13 protein-coding genes and 1 tRNA gene are annotated in these 17,181 nt (G+C 72.7%); 6 read left to right on the top strand and 8 right to left on the bottom strand.

Translation table 11 applies throughout. From position 1 onward, the window contains the following. Positions 1-119: 119 nt before the first annotated feature. Positions 120-824, top strand: coding sequence for an esterase/lipase family protein (locus D7231_RS22650; RefSeq protein ID WP_120757342.1), 705 nt, complete (start codon positions 120-122; stop codon positions 822-824). A gap of 64 nt (positions 825-888) precedes the next feature. Here the strand turns inward: D7231_RS22650 and D7231_RS22655 are convergent, their stop codons facing one another. Further along, complete coding sequence (locus D7231_RS22655) at positions 889-1,614, bottom strand: VC0807 family protein (protein WP_120757343.1); 726 nt, start codon at positions 1,612-1,614, stop codon at positions 889-891. A 67-nt stretch (positions 1,615-1,681) separates the two neighbouring features. Here D7231_RS22655 and D7231_RS22660 point away from each other — a divergent pair, with 67 nt between their 5' ends. After that, positions 1,682-2,521 carry a PaaX family transcriptional regulator C-terminal domain-containing protein gene (locus tag D7231_RS22660; RefSeq protein WP_158673799.1) on the top strand — a complete coding sequence of 280 codons (840 nt, stop codon included), beginning with the start codon at positions 1,682-1,684 and terminating at the stop codon, positions 2,519-2,521. Positions 2,522-2,669: 148 nt separating this feature from the next. Here the strand turns inward: D7231_RS22660 and D7231_RS22665 are convergent, their stop codons facing one another. Continuing rightward, positions 2,670-4,226, bottom strand: coding sequence for an MFS transporter (locus D7231_RS22665; RefSeq protein ID WP_120757345.1), 1,557 nt, complete (start codon positions 4,224-4,226; stop codon positions 2,670-2,672). A 124-nt stretch (positions 4,227-4,350) separates the two neighbouring features. Between D7231_RS22665 and D7231_RS22670 the strand changes: the two genes are divergently transcribed. After that, positions 4,351-5,373, top strand: coding sequence for an Lrp/AsnC family transcriptional regulator (locus D7231_RS22670; protein ID WP_120757497.1), 1,023 nt, complete (start codon positions 4,351-4,353; stop codon positions 5,371-5,373). 342 nt (positions 5,374-5,715) lie between these two features. Here the strand turns inward: D7231_RS22670 and D7231_RS22675 are convergent, their stop codons facing one another. From D7231_RS22675 to D7231_RS22685, 3 genes are all read right to left on the bottom strand, one after another. Next, complete coding sequence (locus tag D7231_RS22675; RefSeq protein WP_120757346.1) at positions 5,716-6,708, bottom strand: MurR/RpiR family transcriptional regulator; 993 nt, start codon at positions 6,706-6,708, stop codon at positions 5,716-5,718. 65 nt (positions 6,709-6,773) lie between these two features. Next, complete coding sequence (locus D7231_RS22680; RefSeq protein WP_241999861.1) at positions 6,774-7,115, bottom strand: hypothetical protein; 342 nt, start codon at positions 7,113-7,115, stop codon at positions 6,774-6,776. A gap of 181 nt (positions 7,116-7,296) precedes the next feature. After that, positions 7,297-7,716: a DUF7144 family membrane protein gene (locus D7231_RS22685; protein ID WP_120757347.1), complete on the bottom strand. Its 420-nt coding sequence runs from the start codon at positions 7,714-7,716 to the stop codon at positions 7,297-7,299. A gap of 126 nt (positions 7,717-7,842) precedes the next feature. On the opposite strand from D7231_RS22685, the gene D7231_RS22690 reads away from it, so the two are divergent. From D7231_RS22690 to D7231_RS22700, 3 genes are all read left to right on the top strand, one after another. Further along, positions 7,843-7,916: transfer RNA gene (locus D7231_RS22690), tRNA-Lys, on the top strand. Positions 7,917-8,067: 151 nt separating this feature from the next. Next, positions 8,068-8,835, top strand: a complete 768-nt coding sequence (locus D7231_RS22695) for an AfsR/SARP family transcriptional regulator (protein WP_241999862.1) — start codon at positions 8,068-8,070, stop codon at positions 8,833-8,835. 117 nt (positions 8,836-8,952) lie between these two features. Further along, positions 8,953-12,321: an NACHT domain-containing protein gene (locus D7231_RS22700; protein WP_158673800.1), complete on the top strand. Its 3,369-nt coding sequence runs from the start codon at positions 8,953-8,955 to the stop codon at positions 12,319-12,321. A 23-nt stretch (positions 12,322-12,344) separates the two neighbouring features. Here the strand turns inward: D7231_RS22700 and D7231_RS22705 are convergent, their stop codons facing one another. The 3 genes from D7231_RS22705 to D7231_RS22715 all read right to left on the bottom strand — a co-directional run bounded on the left by D7231_RS22705 (position 12,345) and on the right by D7231_RS22715 (position 17,155). Next, positions 12,345-13,619 carry a PP2C family protein-serine/threonine phosphatase gene (locus tag D7231_RS22705; protein WP_391472968.1) on the bottom strand — a complete coding sequence of 425 codons (1,275 nt, stop codon included), beginning with the start codon at positions 13,617-13,619 and terminating at the stop codon, positions 12,345-12,347. Positions 13,620-13,796: 177 nt separating this feature from the next. Beyond that, the gene (locus D7231_RS22710; RefSeq protein WP_120757350.1) at positions 13,797-14,225 is read right to left on the bottom strand and encodes a hypothetical protein; all 429 of its coding nucleotides are present in this window, start codon (positions 14,223-14,225) and stop codon (positions 13,797-13,799) included. 248 nt (positions 14,226-14,473) lie between these two features. Then, positions 14,474-17,155, bottom strand: coding sequence for a condensation domain-containing protein (locus D7231_RS22715; RefSeq protein WP_120757351.1), 2,682 nt, complete (start codon positions 17,153-17,155; stop codon positions 14,474-14,476). Between the last annotated feature and the right edge of the window lie 26 nt (positions 17,156-17,181).

A 17,181-nucleotide genomic window follows, 5' to 3' on the forward strand; every position in this document is an offset into this window, starting at 1 on the left:
CTCCGAGCACCCTGGTGATTTCGCCGATGCGCATCCCCCGCCAGGCGCTGCACGCTCTCTCCGCATCCGTTGCGCACCCCACTCACACCGGGAACACCGGGAAACACCGGGAGGACCGTATGCGAAGGACCATCAGCGCCCTGGCCCTGGCGGCGGCCGTGGCCGCCACCGTGACGGCGGGGCCGGCGGCTTCCGCCGAAGCCGCACCCATGCCCGCATCCGCATCCGCACCCGCCCGTACGCCGGTCGTGTTCGTGCACGGCTATCTCAGCGGCGGCGTGACGTGGGACCCGGCGATCGCGGCGTTCCTGGCGGCCGGGTACAGGCCCGGCGACCTCTATACCTACTCCTACGACTTCTTCGCCTCGAACAAGGCGAGCGCCCAGGGCCTCGCCGCCTTCGTCGCGAAGGTGAAGGCCGGCACCGGGGCGGACAAGGTCGACATCGTCAACCACTCCATGGGCGGCCTGGTCTCCCTCTGGTACGCGAAGGAACTGGGCGGCGCCGCGGACATCAAGCACATGGCGTCGCTGGCGGCGCCCCACCACGGCACGTACATCGCCGGGCTCTGCACCGTGCTGTCCGTCTCCTGCCAGGAGATGTCGCCCGGCTCCGACTTCCTGAAGAGACTCGCGTCGGGCGACGAGACGCCCGGCGCCGTCGACTACCGCACCTGGTACTCGCCGTGCGACGGCGTGATCAACCCCTTCACGAGCACGCCGCTCGCGGGGGCGGTCAACACGCTGGTGCCCTGCGAGACGCACCTCGGATTCCTGACCGACGTCGGACTGCTGACGCAGGTCGCGTCCGTCCTCAAAGCCTGAGCGCCCCGGCCGTCGTGGCCGAGCGCGGCCACGACGCCCGGGGCGCCCCGCAGGTGCGTACTGCTTACGCCATGCTCTGCGCGACGGGCGCGGCCTCCGCCGTCCCCTCGGCCGCCCGCGCGGCCTGTGCCGCGGCCGACCGGGCCCGTCCCCGCTTGCCCATCACCGTCGTCCAGCCGACCAGCGCCGCCACCACCACGAGCGGGAACAGGTTGTTCACCAGCACCATGGCCTTGGTCGGCAGGACGTACGTGAGCGCCACGCGGATCGCCGCCTCCAGCAGGAAGCCGGCGCCCCACACCGACGTCATCAGGTACTGCATGCGGCGGAAGCCGGGGTACTCCCACAGGCCGTTCCAGCGGGCCACGCCCTCGGGAGTGCCGTCCGTGCCGAACTTGCGGCCCAGGTAGAACATGGCCGGCCGGCGCATCGCCAGGCTGCCGAGGAAAGCCAGCCCCAGCAGACCCGTGATCGCCGATTCCTTGATGAACATCAGCTCGGTGCTGTTGTACGCCACCGCGCTCAGCGCGCCGAGCAGCATCAGGGCCAGCATCATCATGCCGAACTCGTCGACCCGGCGCCTGATCGCCAGGTGCAGGAGCGTCTCGACGGCGGGCCACAGCGTGATCAGCAGCAGTGCTTTGACCTGGCTCACGCCGTGGTCGGTGAGCATCCCGTAGGTGACGAACGGCAGGATCACGCCGAACAGGATCGCCGGCCCCCAGTTCATCAGCGCCTTGCCGCCGCCGCTTCTCTTGCCGTTCTCACCGGCGCCGTGCGCGTTCGTCATTCCCGCCCCGTTCATTTTTCTTGGTACCCACATGCATTTCTGATCTGTATCGCATATGCTCACGATCGTGAACGGGAGCGTAACAGGTCGTCAGAACGGTGCGAACGTCTCGCGCGGTGCCAACGTCACCCTGGTGCCGTTCCTCTACGGAGTGGCCGGCCGTGAGGAACTGCCCGGCGTCGCGCTGGTGAAGCTGCTCACGGACGTGGGCCTCACCCCGGCCGCCGCCCGCTCCCTCATCGCCCGCATGCGCCGGGACGGCCTCATCGCCGCGTCCCCGCGCGGCCGCGGCGCCGACTACCACCTCGCCGGCACCTTCCTGGAGTCCTTCCGCCAGGTCCGCCACGGCCGCCCCGAACCCCCGCCCTGGGACGGCTTCTTCCACGCCGTCTTCTACACCGTCCCGGAAGCGCGCCGGGCCTACCGCGACCGGCTGCGCCGGGCCGCCTCCCTGGCCCGCTACGGCCTCATGCAGCCCGGCGTCCTCATCTCGCCGGCCGACCGCCGCGACCACCTGCTCGCCGAACTCGGCGGACCCCCCGAGGAGGGAACCGTCTACTTCGGGCGCGTCGAACTCTCCACCGCCGACGCCGCCCAGGTCGCCCACCGCGCCTGGGAGCTCGCCGAGCTGGACCGCCGCTACCGCGAGCACACCGCGCGCCTCGTGGCCGCCATCGACGAGCACCCGGTGCCGCCCGGGCCGAGCGCCGCGGCCCTCGCGGCCTACGCGCAGCTCTTCGGCGGCAGCCTGACGGACACCCTCCGAACCCCGCCCGGCCTGCCCCCCGAACTCCTCCCGGACGACTGGCCCCTGCCCGCACTCCTGGCCGCGGTCGGCCGGACGTACGCGCACTTCGGCCCACCGGTGATCGCATACGTGCAGGAGGTCGTAGCCGGGGAGGAGTGAACCCCGCCCCTCCCCCAAGAGAAGGGGCCTGCCGCGGCCGGGGCGGCTGCGGCGTCCGCGCCGGGGAGGCCCCACGCCTTGCGGCCGCGCGGCAGGTAACCGGCCGCGCGGCCGCATGAGTCGTTCCGCCAGGCCGCGGGAGTCCGAATCAGCCGCGGGCGGACGCGACCGCCGGGGCCGGTTCGGCGGGCTGAGCGGCCTGCGGCGGGCGGAGCGCCGCGGGCTTCGCGGGGCGGCGGACCAGGGCGAGGGCCACCAGGCCGCCCAGGATGCCCAGCGCGCCGGAGACGAGGAACGTCTCGCGCAGCCCGGTTGCGAAGGCCTCGTGCACGAGCTGTCCGAGCAGGTCCCGCTGCGCGGGGGCCGCGTGGGCGACGACCGCGCCGGCCTGGCCGCCCGCCAGCGCGTCGGCGGTTGCGGAGGGGTCGGCGACGGCCCCCGCGCCGTGGTCGCGGAGCGCGCCCGCCAGCCCGGCGTGGAAGACCACGCCCAGGACGGCGATGCCCAGGGCGTTCCCGAGCTGGCGCGCGGTGTTGACGGCGCCGCTGGCCATGCCGCCGCGCTCCGGCGCGACGGAGGCCATCGCCGCGGACGCCAGCGTGGGCGTGGCGATGCCGACGCCGATGCCGGTCACCGCGAGGCCCGGCACGAGGGCGGTCCACGTCGAGCCCGCGTCCACCGTCGCCTGGAGGAACGCGCCCGCGCCGATCAGCAGCAGCCCGCCGCCGATGGTCCAGCGCGGCGAGACGTCGTGCAGGAAGCGCCCGGCCAGCGAAGCGACGACGAACGCCGCCGCGCTCATGGGCAGGCACGTGAGGCCCGCGGCGACCGGCCCCATGCCGCGGACGGACTGGAGCCACAGCGAGGTGTAGGCGAGGTACGAGAACGCGGCGACGGACATCAGCACCGCGGCCACCATGAGCCCCGAGAACGACGCCCCGCGGAACAGCGACAGGTCCAGCAGCGGCTGCTCGCGGCGCGTCTCGATCAGCAGGAACGCGATCAGCGCGACCGCGGCGAGCCCGAAGAGCCCGAGCGTGGCGGCCGACGTCCAGCCGTAGTCGTTGCCCTTGATCAGCGCGTACGTCGCGGCGCCCGCCGCCACGGTGAACGAGGCCAGGCCGGGCAGGTCCACGCCGCGGCCCCGGCGGGGCGGCGCCGCGGCGACGAACCGCAGCGTCATCACGATGGCCAGCACGCTGATGGGCAGGTTCACGAAGAAGATCCAGCGCCAGTCCAGGTGCTCGGTCAGCAGACCGCCCATGATCGGGCCTGCCGCGGAGGCGGCCCCGCTGACGGCGCCCCACGCGCCGAACGCCACGCCCCGGTCCCTGCCGTGGTAGATGCCGCTGATCAGGGCCGTCGTCGTCGCGAGCATCGCGGCGCCGCCGATGCCCTGGACGCCGCGGAAGACGATCAGCGCCTGCGGGCCGGTGGCCAGCCCGCAGGCCAGCGAGGCGAGGGCGAAGAGCACGAGGCCCGCCACGTACACCTGCCGGTGGCCGATCCGGTCCGCGAGGGAACCGACGCCCAGCAGCAGCGCGGCGAGCGCGAGCGCGTAGATGTCCATCACCCACTGCAAGTCCGCGAACGAGGTGCGCAGGCTCTCGGCCATGTCGGGGAGTGCCACGACGACGATCGTCACGTCCACGAGCAGCATGAACGTCCCCAGGCACACCGCGACGAGCGGCAGCCACTTTCGCATTTTCCTGACCTCCAGAGGGTTTGTTCGAAGAGATCGAAGGTCGCATCCTGTGGCTCTTTCTCAGAACCCAGGGCGGGGGTGATGACGGAATCCGGTGTGGGATGGCTGTGAAATGATGGAAACCATGAACGATGAGGATCGGGTGTTCGACCTTCTCGACCGGCGGATCGTGCAGGCGCTGATGGTCGACGGCCGGGCCGCGTTCAGCAGGATCGCCGCCGTCCTCGGCACCACGGACCAGACGGTGATCCGCCGCTACCGCCGGCTGCGCGGCGCCGGGCTGCTCCGGGTGCTCGGCCTGCCCGAGGGCGAGCGCGTCGGCCTCTACGAGTCCCGGCTGCGCATCCAGTGCGTCCCCGGAGCGGCCGTGGCCATCGCCGAGGCCCTGGCCCGCCGCCCGGACACGGGCTGGGTCAAGATCTTCTCGGGCGGTACGGAGGTGGGCTGCCTCGTCAGCTCGCGCACGCGCGAGGACCACGAGGCGCTCCTGCTCCGCAAGCTGCCGCGCACCCAGCAGGTCACGGGCGTCACGGCGCAGACCATGCTGCACGACTACACCGCGGGCGGGACCCGCTGGTTCGCCCGGGACGGGCTGACGCCGGAGCAGATCGCGGAGCTGACGCCGGCGTCAGTGCCGGCGCCGGTGGACGGGGAGGGCGGCGAAGCCGAGGACATCGTCCGGCTCGACGACGCCGACCACGCGATGCTGGCCGTGCTCGCCCGGGACGGCAGGGCGGGCTATCCGGAGCTGGCCGCGGCGGCGGGCCGGTCGGAGTCCACGGTCCGGCGGCGCATCGAGTACCTGCGGGGGAGCGGCGCGCTCTCCTTCGACGTCGAGGTCCACTCCGTCCACCTCGGCTTCGGGATCGAGGCGGGGATCTCCGCCACGGTCGCGCCGAGCGAGCTGGCGGCGGTCGGGCGGGCGCTGGCCGGGCATCCCCAGGTGCCGTTCGCCGCGGCCGTGACCGGCTCGGCCAACCTCGCCGCCACGGTGCTCTGCCGCGATCAGCGCGACCTGTACCGGTATATGACCGAGGGCATCGGCGCGCTGACGGCCGTGCACCGGCTGGAGGTCCTTCCGGTGCTCCGGCAGGTGAAGCGGGCGGGGCTGCTGAGCGACGGCAGCCGGCTGTACGACGCCTCGTGACCTCGTACGACTCATGCGGCGGCGTATGCCGTTTGACGCATGCCGTACGCCGCGAAGAGTGTTGCCGGCGGTCCCGGCCCAGGGGTAGGCCGGGGCCGCCGGGGGTGTCCGAGGGGAGCGGAGCACCCGAACGGAACGCGCAGGGCCGATGAGGAGGGTCTCGTCCCTGGTGTTCGCCACTGACGCCCCGGGTACTCGCCGTCGCGAGCGCTGCAGGCCCGGGTGCCACACGCAGTAAATATATTTACTGCCCAGTAAGCAAGGGTATGAAAATTTTCATTCGCTACGGGGACCGATCCGGAACTGAAAGTCCCGATATCGGATGCGGGGCCGGCCGCGGGATCAGTCGTCGAGGAAGAAGTCGTGCTGCTCGGCCGCCTGCTCGTACTTCTCCAGCCGCAGCTGCGTGCGCTCCGGGTCGGCGTCGGCCATGGCCTGGAGGAGCGCCGCCGACAGGATCCCGGGCGCCGCGTACGAGTCGAAGACGAGCCGTGACCCGGTGCCGGCCGTGAGCGTCACGTCGGCCTCCTCGGCCAGGGGGCCCAGGCCCGTGTCCGTGATCAGCGCGACGCGCAGCCCCGTGCGGCGCGCGGCCCGCATCGCCGCCAGCATCTCCTTGGAGTGCCGCGGCATGGCGAACGCGAGCACCCACGTGCCGCCCGCCTCCCGGGACTGCAACAGGGCGTCGTAGGCGACGCTGCCCCCACGGGAGACCAGCCGAACATCCGGGTGGATGCGCTTGGCCGCGTAGGCGAAGTACTCCGCCAGCGAGACGGAGATCCGCAGGCCGAGGATGGTCAGCGGGACGGAGCGGGCGAGCTCGCGGCCGACCTCCAGCACCCGGTCGGTGTCCGTGAAGGAGCGGCGCAGGCTCTCCAGGTTGGTGATCTCGGCGTCCACGGCCGCTTGCAGTTCGTTGCGGCGGTCCTCCTCGCGCGCGCCGGGCACGCCCGCGACCGCGCTCAGCGCGATGGGTTGCAGCGCCTCCCGCAGGGCCGGGTATCCGCTGAAGCCCACGGAGGACGCGAAGCGGGTCACCGACGGCTGGCTCACGCCGACCCGCTCCGCGAGGTCCGTGATCGACAGGAACGCGGCCTCGGTGAGGTGGTCGGTGATGTACTGCGCGATGCGCCGCTGCCCGGGGGACAGCCGGTGTGCGCCGAACAGGGCCCGGACCTTGTCCGCAGGGGGCGCCTCCGCCGCCGGCGGCCGTTCTTCGCCGGCCTTTCCGGGGCGGCCCGGCGTGATCGCGGACGCCTGCGCGCGGGCCTGCTGCGACGCCTGGGCGCGTGCCTGCTGGGACGCTCGCGAGCGAGCCTGCTGCCCTGATGGCACCGGTGCGCCTCCTTCTCGTACCGCTTCCGCTCAACATAGCGGATGGGCGCGCCGGGACCCGTTCGTCAGTGCGAACCGAACTTCACGCTCGCGAAGGAGGCGTTCCGGGGCGCGTGGCGGCCCGGGTCGAGGCGCAGCGGCGTGCCCTTGCACTCCTTCTGCGGGTACACCGTCGCCGGGAGCGCCGTGGCGTTGTGCGCCCCCTGGGACTCCTGGCTCATCGTGAGGCACCGGCCGTCCGGCGGGTTCTCGATGAAGAAGGGCGCGCCCTTGGGCCCCACCCAGGCGAACCAGCCCTTTGCGGTGCCGGCCGCGGCCGCGGGTGAGGCCAGGGCGAGCGTGTATCCGGCGGCGGCGATGGTGGCGGTGGCGGCGACGGTGGCGAGTGCGGGACGGAAGAAGCGCATCACTGATCCTTCGACTCGGCTGCGGGAGAATTCCCGGGAATGCCCGGAAAGTCTTCACACGGTGAACGACGCCGGCCGGGCATGGTCACCCGTTACGAGCGCCGGCCGTTACGAGCGGCCTCACCCGTTATGAGCGCCACCCTTCACGAGCAGCCTCACCCGTTGCCGGCGACGTCACTCGCTACGAGTCGGGGGAGTCCTCGGGCTGGACCACGCACAGTCCCCAGATGACGAAGGCGCACAACGCGATGACGACGATCGACCACAGCGGGTAATAGGGGATGGACAGGAAGCTGGCGAGCAGCAGCAGGGCCGCGACGGCCACGCCGAGGACCCTGGCCCACAGGCTCACCCGGAACAGCCCCACGCCCACCATGAGCGCCGCGATGCCGAGGAGCAGGTGGACCCAGCCCCAGCCCGCCAGGCTGAATTTGAAGACGTAGTCCGGGGTGGTGACGAAGACCTTGTCGTGGACGATGGCCATGATTCCCCGGAAGAGATTCATGAACCCCACGACCAGCATCATCACGGCCGCGAAGAGCGTCAGGCCACTAGCGGCGGCCCGGGATCTCTCGGATTGCGGATGGAGGGTGGATGACATGGGACTACCTCCCTTGCCTGTACGACAGCCCGCACGGCGATCCGTACGGCAGGCGGACCCTCACCTCCATCGTGCGGCGTGAGGCCGGTCAGCGCACCCGCGAAAGTCATGTAATATTCATGTCGCGCGCCGCTAGCTCAGTTGGTTAGAGCAGCTGACTCTTAATCAGCGGGTCCGGGGTTCGAGTCCCTGGCGGCGCACAACGAAAAGCCCCCGCCGATGCGTTCGGCGGGGGCTTTTCTTCGGTTCGACACCCTCCCCGGATTTCGGTTCGGCACCCCCTGGGGCTTTGGTTCGGCACCCCCGGGTCTTCGATTCGACACCCCCGGACGCCCACCGCACGATGGGAAAGTGCCGTCATCAGATGAAGGCGCCACCCTCCGCATGGCCCTGCTCGGTGGATTCCGCCTGGCCGGAGCCGGTGGCGGTTGCGTGCGGATTCCCGCGGGCTCCGAACGCCTGCTGGCCTACGTAGCCCTTCGCTCCGGACCGGTCGCGCGCAGTGACGTCGCGGAGAACCTCTGGCCCGGCGCGTCCGAGGCCCGGGCGCACGCGTCGCTGCGCTCGGCGCTCGCCCGGCTGCGCGGCGCGGGCTGCTGCCGGGCCCTCGACATCGGCCCCGTTGAGCTCGCCCTCGCCGGGGGCGTGACGGTCGACCTGCACGAGTTCCGCGCCCTCGCCCGGGAGCTGCTGGACGCCACGGAAACGAGGAGCCTCGGCACCGGGGAGATCGACGGTCTCTCGCAGGACCTCCTGCCGGGCTGGTGCGACGACTGGGCGCTCCGCGAAGCGGAGGAGTGGCGGCAGCTGCGGCTGCACGCCCTCGAAGCGCTCGCGCACCACTTCGCCGGGGCGCGGCGTTACGCCCACGCGGTGTCGGCCGCCGGCGCGGCCGTGCGCGCCGAACCGCTCCGGGAGAGCGCCCACGCGGCCCTGATCAAGGCCCACCTCGCCGAAGGCAACCAGTCCGAGGCGCTCCGCGCCTTCCGGAGCTACCAGGCACTCCTGCGCAGTGAGCTCGGCCTGAGCCCGACACCCGGCCTGCTCGGCCTGGTGGCCGGCCTCCGTCCGGCCGCGCCCCGCATCGGCGGGCATCACGCGACGGTCACGCGGCGGTGACGGCGGGATGGTCATGATGAGGATGGTCATGATGAAGGGGCGACGCGACGGAACGGGCTGACGAGCACGGGTTTACGTCGGGTTTTCGTCCATCACGGGTTGACGTCCATGAATTACGTGATCAAGCATCCTCAAGGCAAGGTCGCACCCCGGAGGGCTCCGCTCCTGGTCCGGCCGCGGCGGTTCGTGTCCCACGCGGCCGATGCCGTCGGGCGCCGCGTCCGTTCGGTGCGGGTCCGGCTGGCCGCCCGGAGCAAGGTCGCACCGGCCCAGCGGTGGTGGACGAGGGGGTCGCCCAAGCGGTACCTCCCCTACCTCGGCACGCTGATCCTCCTGGTCTACGTCGGCTTCGGCGTCTACGCGATCCTCGCGAGCCGGGCCTCTCCCATGGAGAAGTGGTGCCGGGAGACCGGCACCGGCTGCACCGTGGTCTACGGATTCCTCACCCCGTTCCTGAGCCTCAGTCTTGCCACGCTCGTCTTCTTCTACGCGACCTACGGCGCCGTGCGCAGGACTCTCGTCCGGGCGGCCAGGAAGGACCCGCGCGGCATGGTGCCGACGGCCGGACCGGCCATCGCGGAGGTCGTCGGGCGCCAGGAGATGTGCCGGGTCATCGCACGGGCGCTGCGGGACAAGCGCACCAGACGCCCGTACCTGCTCGTGGGCGGCGTGGGCGCCGGGAAGACGACGGTCCTCGTGCAGCTCACCCAGATGCTCGCCGAGAAGGGGGCCGTCCCCGTCCCGATAAGACTGCGGGACGTCGATATGGACGCGGGACGGCTCGACTTCCGCGAAGTGGCCATGAAGCGCTTCGGCGAGATGGCGGACCGCAATGTGCTCTCCGACCGGCACAGCGAGAGGGTGTGGCGCCAGCTGTGCATGGACGACAAGGCCGTCGTCCTCGCCGACGGCCTGGAGGAGACCTTCGCCGACGGCAGGAAGCAGAAGCAGCGGGACGTGCTCATCCGCAGGGCGATCGAGCGGGCGGAGCAGCAGAAGCTTCCCCTCATCATCGCCTCCCGCCCGCACGCACCGCTGGAGCACACCCGGGCCGCGGTCGTCGACCTGGAGCCGCTGAGCGAAGAGGCGGCGCTGGAGTACCTGCGGGAGGACCGGCCGGACCACGACTGCCTCCGCATGAACCGCGTCGCCGAGGCGGCGGGCGCGGCCGAGTCCCCGCTGTACCTGCGGATCGCGCGTGAGCTGGCGGAGCACCCCCCGCGAGATGCCGCGACCGACACCGAGTGCTGGGCGGTGCTGAACCCGCGCGACGGCGACCGGACGGCGACGCAGCGGCGCCTGCTCGACGAATGGCGGGAGGCGCTGGTCACCGGGCGCATCCGCGGCGAAGTGGCGCTGGCCCCGGGCGACCGTGAAAAGGTCATCGAGCTCGTCTCCGCGCTGGCCGGGATCGGACTCCTGCACGATCAGCTGGAGGTCCGGATCGGCGATCTGAGGAGGCAACCGGACCTGCTGAACCGGCTCATGGAACGGCTCGGCGAGGGATGCAGCGGCGACAGGATCGACAGGCAGAGGCAGCGCGAGCTCCTAGCGCTGTGCGTGACGCAGGGAGAGCAACTGGGGCTGATCGAAACCCGGGGAGAGAAGGTCCGTTTCCAGCACAGCATCCTCCAGGCGTACCTGGGCTCCGCATACCTCGACGTCAAGGAGTGCGCGCTGCTGGCCGACGCGCTGGGCAAGGATGCGGGCCCCGGCCGCGAACTCCTCATAGGGCTGGGCCTGGACTCCCGGTCGCAGCAACCCGGTCCGCAGGATGCCGTCGTCGAGCAGCTCATCGAAGCGGCCGGCGCCCGTAAGGACACCAAGGCCCTCGACATGTACGCCGTCGCACTCGACATCGACAGGGCCGCAGGAGCCGCCCGCCACCGTCGCATCGCCGGGACGCTTCGCGAGCGGTGGACGGACATCACGGCCGGCGACCGCAGGACGATCGAAGAGGCGAAGGAACGCCTGGTGCACCGGTTCGGGGAAGTCCTGCGGGCGGTCGAGTGCCCGGCCTACGAGCAGTTCTTCACCATCGCCACCGTCGAGCCCTCGTATCAGATCAGGCTGGCCGTCGCACAGGAGATCGGCGCCGGCGGGGACGAGGCCTTCGATGCCCTGCGGACCATGTTCCCTCTGCCCCGGGACGACGAACGCGGCAGGGACGACCCCTGGCGGCAGTACGAGAAGGAACTCCGCGAGCAGCTGAACGCGGAGCGCTGGACCCGCGAGAACCTCGTCAGACGGGCCGGCGTACTGGGCGACGCCTACGAGAAACAGGCCAAGGAGGCCGCCGCGGCAGGGGATGAGCAGCGGCTGGAGATCTGGCGGAAGTTCGTCATGCGGGCCTGGCTCGTGCCCATGGTGGTCGGATCGGTGAGCAGGAAGCACAGGGAGCAGGCGAAGGAGAGGCTCCAGCTCTGGCTCCGCCACCTGCAACCGGAGCACGGCCGCCCGCACGGGGCGGACCTGCCGATCTCACTGGAGATCGCCCTGGCCCAGGGGTTCATCAGTGCGGCCAACCGGAGACGGCAGCACCCGCAGAACAATCAGGAAGCGCGGGAGTTCCTGGTCGCCCAGGCGGAGATCATGCTGGCCCAGGCCCGCTACTGGTACTCGCAGATGACGCTCATCCAGGCCCTGTGCCTGTGGGAGCTTCCGGAGCCCACGGAAGAATCCCCCCACGGCGATTCCGGAACCGGTTGGTCCGGAACCGGCCGACCGGCGCGGAAGACCGATCCGACGAAGGCGGTGAAGCGCTGGCTGGCTCTGGCGGGCAGCAAACAGGACCCGCGTGCCCTGCACCCGGGGGACCGGACCCGTAAGGGCGATCGCGTGCACCCGTTCGTCGCGGAGGCCGCCAGCCTCGCCGTCTTCGCCCTGGAGAGCGGCAACCCCGAGCGATTCGTCTGGATCGACGAGATCGGCGTCATGAACACGATCGGATCGTCCTCCGCCGATGCCGGGCTCCACCGCAAGCACCGCCTCTGGATTCCGCCGTCGGTGGGCTGGAGCAACCTGCACCCGCGCGCCCAGCGGCTGCTCGGCGACGTCTTCCTGCTGCGCAACCTCACCGAACGGGACTCGCAGCAGCCGGACGAACTGGAGGCGTGCCTGGAGCGCGCGGACCGCACCGATCTGCCGCCCTGTCTCGCCAAGTACCGGCGTACGCTCCGGCCCGGGCGGACCGTGGGCATGGCCGGGGACGCGACACCGGGAAGTGCCTGCCGCTCGGAAAGCGCCTGCCGCGACTGCCCCTTCGAGCTGTGCCCCTACCCCGCCATGGGCGTGCAGCCGCGGGCCGAAGTGCGGGAGGTCTTCTGCCGGCAGCAGCAGGCGCTCCTGCGCCGCTATCGCTGGAGGAGCTACTTCAACCCCTTGTCCTGGACGCGCAGGAAGGCGCCGTGGCAGTTCATGACGGCCCGTGAACTGCGCGAGTTCTGGGGAGCCATGGCGGACCGGTCACGCACCCCCTCCTCCTGAGGGCCGCCCTTACACGGCAGCGCTCACCCCGTTTCCGGGGCCCGCAGGACGAGCAGGGCCAGGTCGTCGTGGCCGTCGCTGGGGCGGGCCTCGGCCACGGCCCGGCCGAGGACGTCGAGCGGAGCCCCCGCGTGGGCCGCGGCGACCTCGGCGATGGCGCGCAGGCCCTCGTCCAGGCCGTGGCCGGGGTGCTCCACCAGCCCGTCGGTGAACATCAGGACCGTGGCCCCCGCGGGCAGCGTGTAGCGGTGGTCGTGGCGCGCGAACCGGGCGTCGACGCCGATCGGCACGTCGGGCTCCGCGTCGAGGAAGCGCGTCGCGCCGTCCGCGGTCACCACCAGGGGCGGGGGATGCCCCGCGCTGCTCCAGACCAGGGACCACGCGTCCCCACGGGGCACGAGGCGGACCAGGCAGGCGGTCGCCATCGTCGGCTCGGCGACCGCCTCCAGGGTGCGGTCCAGGCGGCTCAGCAGCTCGCTGGGCAGGGCGTCCGAGTCGTACGCGAGCGCACGCAGCATGTTGCGGATCTGGGCCATGGTGGCGGCGGCCCGCACGTCGTGGCCGAGCACGTCCCCGACGATCATCACGCGGGTGTCGTCGGGCAGCACCATCGCGTCGTACCAGTCGCCGCCCAGCAGCGCCGGGTCCGCGGCGGGCTGGTATACCGCCCAGGCGTCGAAGGGGGAGAGGTCGGGCAGGCTCGGCAGGAGCAGCCGCTGGAACTGCTCCGCGCCGGAGCGGACGCGGCCGTAGAGGCGGGCGTTCTCGATGGCGACACCGGCCGCGCCGGCCAGCGCGACCACCACGGACTCGTCGTCGGCGTCGAAGGAGCCGCCGCACTGCCGGTCGGTGAGGTAGAGGTTCCCGTAGACCCTGCCCCGTACGGTGATGGCGACGCCGAGCAGCGAACGCATCGGCGGGTGCCCCGGCGGGAACTGAGCCGCCTGCGGGTGGTCGGCGATGCTGTCCACGCGCAGCGGGCGCGGGTCGGAGATGAGCAGTCCGAGCAGGCCCTCGCCGTGCGGGAGCGCCACCCCGGTCAGCCGTTCCTCCTCCTCGCGGTGCAGGCCCACGGGGATGAACTCGGCGAGCTTGGTGCCCTCCTCGTCCAGCACCCCGAGGGCGCCGTAGCGCGCGCCCACGAGCTCCATCGCCGTCGTCACGATGCGGCGGAGCACCACGGGGAGCTCCAGCTCCCCGCTGATCGTGAGTATGGCCTCCAATAAGCCCCGCATCCGCTCCTGGGCGCGGGCGAACTCGGCCAGCTGCTCCCCGAGCCGGTCGAGGTCCGCGTCCAGGCTCGGCCGCCGGCGGGCAGGGCTGCGCGGGGGACGGCCGTCGTGATCTGTCTCGCTTGCTGCCACCGGGCACAGGCTAGTGACTCGGCGTCCGGAGCGTGGCCAATACTCGTATGTCTGTCCCGTGTCGGCTGCACCTGGTCGCCTGCCCGGCTGCCGCCCCGGTCACAGCCCCCGTCACAGCCCCGCGACGGTCTCCTGGCGGGCGTAGCTGAACCCCTCGTCGTCGAAGTAGAAGACCGTGACCTTCACCCGGTCCCCCTTCGCGAAGTGCGAGCCGACGGCGGGGCGCAGGGCCACCCGGGCGGCGTGGCTCGCGTAGTCGCAGGTGAGCTTGTCGACCTTGATCGTCCCGGCGGCGACGGACTCGTCGTGCTCGTTCGAGCTCAGCTTGGCCGCGTTGGCCACCAGCTGGTGGTTCATGCCCGGGTCGCATGAGTACGTGACGTCCACCTGGAGGCCGGGCTCGTGGAGCGCCACCTTCCCGATCACCAGGAGATTGGCCTTGGCGGCAGCGGCCGGCGCGGTGGCGAGCGCACCCGCACCGATCACGAGCGCGGCGGCCGCGGCACCGGCGAGGCGACGCGCGAAGCGGGACGACGTCATCGAGGTTCCTTCCCCCTGAACAGCAGCGGTCCCGGCCGAACCGAGCGCTGCAACGTTTGTTCGCATACGTGCGAGACCAACGGATGCTACGCGAAGCCCCCACCACCCATCAGCACTTTCAGGCCACGCCCGGGTTCGGGGCGTGACGTTTGGTGGGCTTCGTCGTTGTTCACGGTGGGTGCACGTAATACCGTCGGGCCACCAGGGCGATGTCCTGGTGGCCCGACGGTTTTCCGGCGTGCGTGCGGTCAGAGTGCCAGCATTGCGGCGATCGCTGAGCGCCAGTCCTCGCCCGGGCGGGGCACCAGGTCCTCGGCCAGGGCCTCGGCGCGGTAGTGGTGGCGGTGGAGGAGGCCGGGGGCGGGGCCGCCGGGGGTGGTGGTGCTGGGGCTGTCCAGGAGGCGGATCAGTTCGGTGGCGAGCTCTTCCCAGCCGACGTGGCCGCCGATGGCGTTGGCCGTGCCGTGCGGGGGGTGTTCGGCGCACGTCACCAGGGTTCGGGCCAGGGCCGCGGCGTGGATCCAGGGGGCGCCGCACCACGGGTCGCCGGAGGCGGGGACGGCGCCTGCCGCGGGCAGGACGACCGGTTCTCCGGCGCGGGCCGCCTGGTAGAGCGCGCCCGTCGCCCCCCAGCGCAGCTGGTCGCGCAGCCGGGGGTGCGGGCCCCACACGATCGGGGCGCGGACCGCGGCGGCCCCGCCCCGGCCCGCCGTGGCTGCTGCCTCCCACAGCATCCGCTCGCAGTCGAGCTTCGCCCGCCCGTACGCGGTGAGCGGCTCCTCCGGCGCGGTGTCCTCGGCGACGTCGGCCACCGACGGCCGCCCGTACGCGTCCACGCTGCTGACGAAGACGAACGAGCCGCGACGCCAGCCGGCCAGCAGGGCGCGCATCGCCGCGACATCCACCTCCGGTGAGGTGAACGTGCAGGCCGCGTGGATGATCGCGGTCACCTCGTCCGTGACCGCCGCGCGCAGGCTGTCCGTGTCGGCCAGGTCGCCCTCGGCCACCTCCACCCCGTCGGCGGCCACCAAGTGCGCCGACTCGGGCCGTACGAGCGCCCGGACCTGCCGGCCGCGGGCCGCCAGCTCCTGCAACACGAACGCCCCGACGCCGCCGGTCCCGCCCGTGACGAGGACCGTGCCGGCGGCGGAGGGCCGCGCGGCCCCGGTGGACGTACGGGCCGCCGGGCGCTGCCGCTGGGCCTGCGTCCGTGTCCGTTCCCGCTCGTCCAGCAGTGCCCCCAGGGCGCGCGGGGTGCGCTGTTCCAGGACGTCGAGCCCCGTCAGCGGCACCCGCAGCCGCTCCCGGAGCCGCTCGGCGACCCGGACAGCGAGGAGAGAGTGCCCACCGAGCAGGAAGAAGTCCCCGTCGGGGCCCGGTCGCTCGCCGAGCAGCTCGGCGAAGACGTCCACGACGGCGGTGGTGGAGGCGGGGAGGTGCCCGTCGGGCGCAGGAACCCCGTCCGGCTCCGGGACCCGACCGCCACCCGTACGCAGCGGGCGGCTCTCGCCCGCCGCCAGCGACCTCAGCGCCTCCGCGAAGGCGGACAGCAGGCGGCCCGCCGGCCCTTCGCCCAAGCCCGCGCGGTCGTAGCGGACCAGGCAGCGCGGGGCGCTCCCGGCCGTGCCCTCCTCCAGGTAGAGGCCCAGGCCGAACTTGGCGCCGTTCAGTTCGACATCGACGGGCTCGCAGTGCGCCCCGGCCAGCCGCAGGGCGGGCGGCGGGGACAGGACGTCCGCCGTGACGCCCACCAACGGGCTGCCGCCGGCGTCGCGGGCGGCCGTGGCGCCGAGGCGTTCGACCATGAGGTCGAACGGGACGTGGCGGTGGCGCTGCGCCTCCAGGAGCGCGTCCCGCACGCGCGCGAGCAGTGTGCCCGTGTCCGCGGCCCCGGCGAGGTCCGGCCGGACCGGGAGGGTGTTCACGCACAGGCCCACCAGGTCGCGCGCGCCCGCCGTGTCGCGGTGGCTGCTGGCGCAGCCGATGACGAGGTCGTCCTCGCCGGTCACCTCCAGGAGCGCCGCGAACGCCGCGGACAGCACGACCGTGAACAGCGTCGCCCGGTGCGCGCGGCCCGCCGCTCGCAGCCCCTCGGCCGCGCCGGGCTCCAGCGGAACGGACAGCACCCGCGCTTCGCCCCGGCCGCCGGGCTCCGCGCCGTCCCGGGGCAGGGGGACGGGGCGGGCGCCCGCGAGCCGCGCGGTCCAGTAGGCGAGGCCCTCGTCGAGCGCGGCCGAACCGGCCTGCTCCCGCCGGGCGAAGTCCGCGTACCGCGGCGCGGCGTGCTCCGGTTCCGCGTGGCGTTCCGCGACGCGATCCCCGTCACGTTCCGCGTCGCGCCCCTCCAGCTCCGCGCGGTAGCGGTCGCCGAGCTCGCGGGCGATCACGTCCAGGGAGCCGCCGTCCACCGCGATGTGATGGAAGGTCAGCATGAGCGTGTGATCGTTCTCGGCGTGCCGGACGTGCAGGGCCCGCAGTACGGGGCCGGCCGCGAGGTCGAAACCGCGGGCCGCCTCCTCGCCGAGCACCTTGCGCGCGGCGTCCCCGGCGGCGGCGTCCACCGTACGGACCGGAATCCGCCGCGCCGCCGTCACCTCCTGGTACGGCTCGCCGTCCCGCTGCCCGTAGCGCGTCCGCAGGACGTCGTGGCGGCGCACCAGGCCGGCGAGGGCCCGGCCGAACGCCTCCGCGTCGAAGGGGCCGCGCACCCGGGTCGCGAACGGCACGTTGTAGACCGTGCCGTCCTGCCCCAGGCGCTCCATCAGCCACATCCGGTGCTGGGCGTGGGACAGCGGCGCGGTGCCGTCGTCGTCCGCGGCAGGCACCGGACGCTCCTGCCGGCGGGCCGCCCGGGCATCCGCGCTGCGGCGGCGGGCGAGCCGTAGCAGCGCCTCCTGCCGGGCGGCCTCCGAAGCCGTACCGCTGCTCACTGCCCCGCTCACTGCCCCGCTCACTG

The organism is Streptomyces klenkii, from assembly GCF_003626645.1.
GTDB lineage: Bacteria > Actinomycetota > Actinomycetes > Streptomycetales > Streptomycetaceae > Streptomyces > Streptomyces klenkii.

Coding starts and splice junctions, on each gene's coding strand:
- D7231_RS22650 (WP_120757342.1), top strand. CDS start 120: ATGCGAAGGACCATCAGCGCCCTGGCCCTGGCGGCGGCCGTGGCCGCC.
- D7231_RS22685 (WP_120757347.1), bottom strand. CDS start 7,716: ATGTCATCCACCCTCCATCCGCAATCCGAGAGATCCCGGGCCGCCGCT.
- D7231_RS22710 (WP_120757350.1), bottom strand. CDS start 14,225: ATGACGTCGTCCCGCTTCGCGCGTCGCCTCGCCGGTGCCGCGGCCGCC.
- D7231_RS22680 (WP_241999861.1), bottom strand. CDS start 7,115: ATGCGCTTCTTCCGTCCCGCACTCGCCACCGTCGCCGCCACCGCCACC.
- D7231_RS22655 (WP_120757343.1), bottom strand. CDS start 1,614: ATGACGAACGCGCACGGCGCCGGTGAGAACGGCAAGAGAAGCGGCGGC.
- D7231_RS22665 (WP_120757345.1), bottom strand. CDS start 4,226: ATGCGAAAGTGGCTGCCGCTCGTCGCGGTGTGCCTGGGGACGTTCATG.
- D7231_RS22670 (WP_120757497.1), top strand. CDS start 4,351: ATGAACGATGAGGATCGGGTGTTCGACCTTCTCGACCGGCGGATCGTG.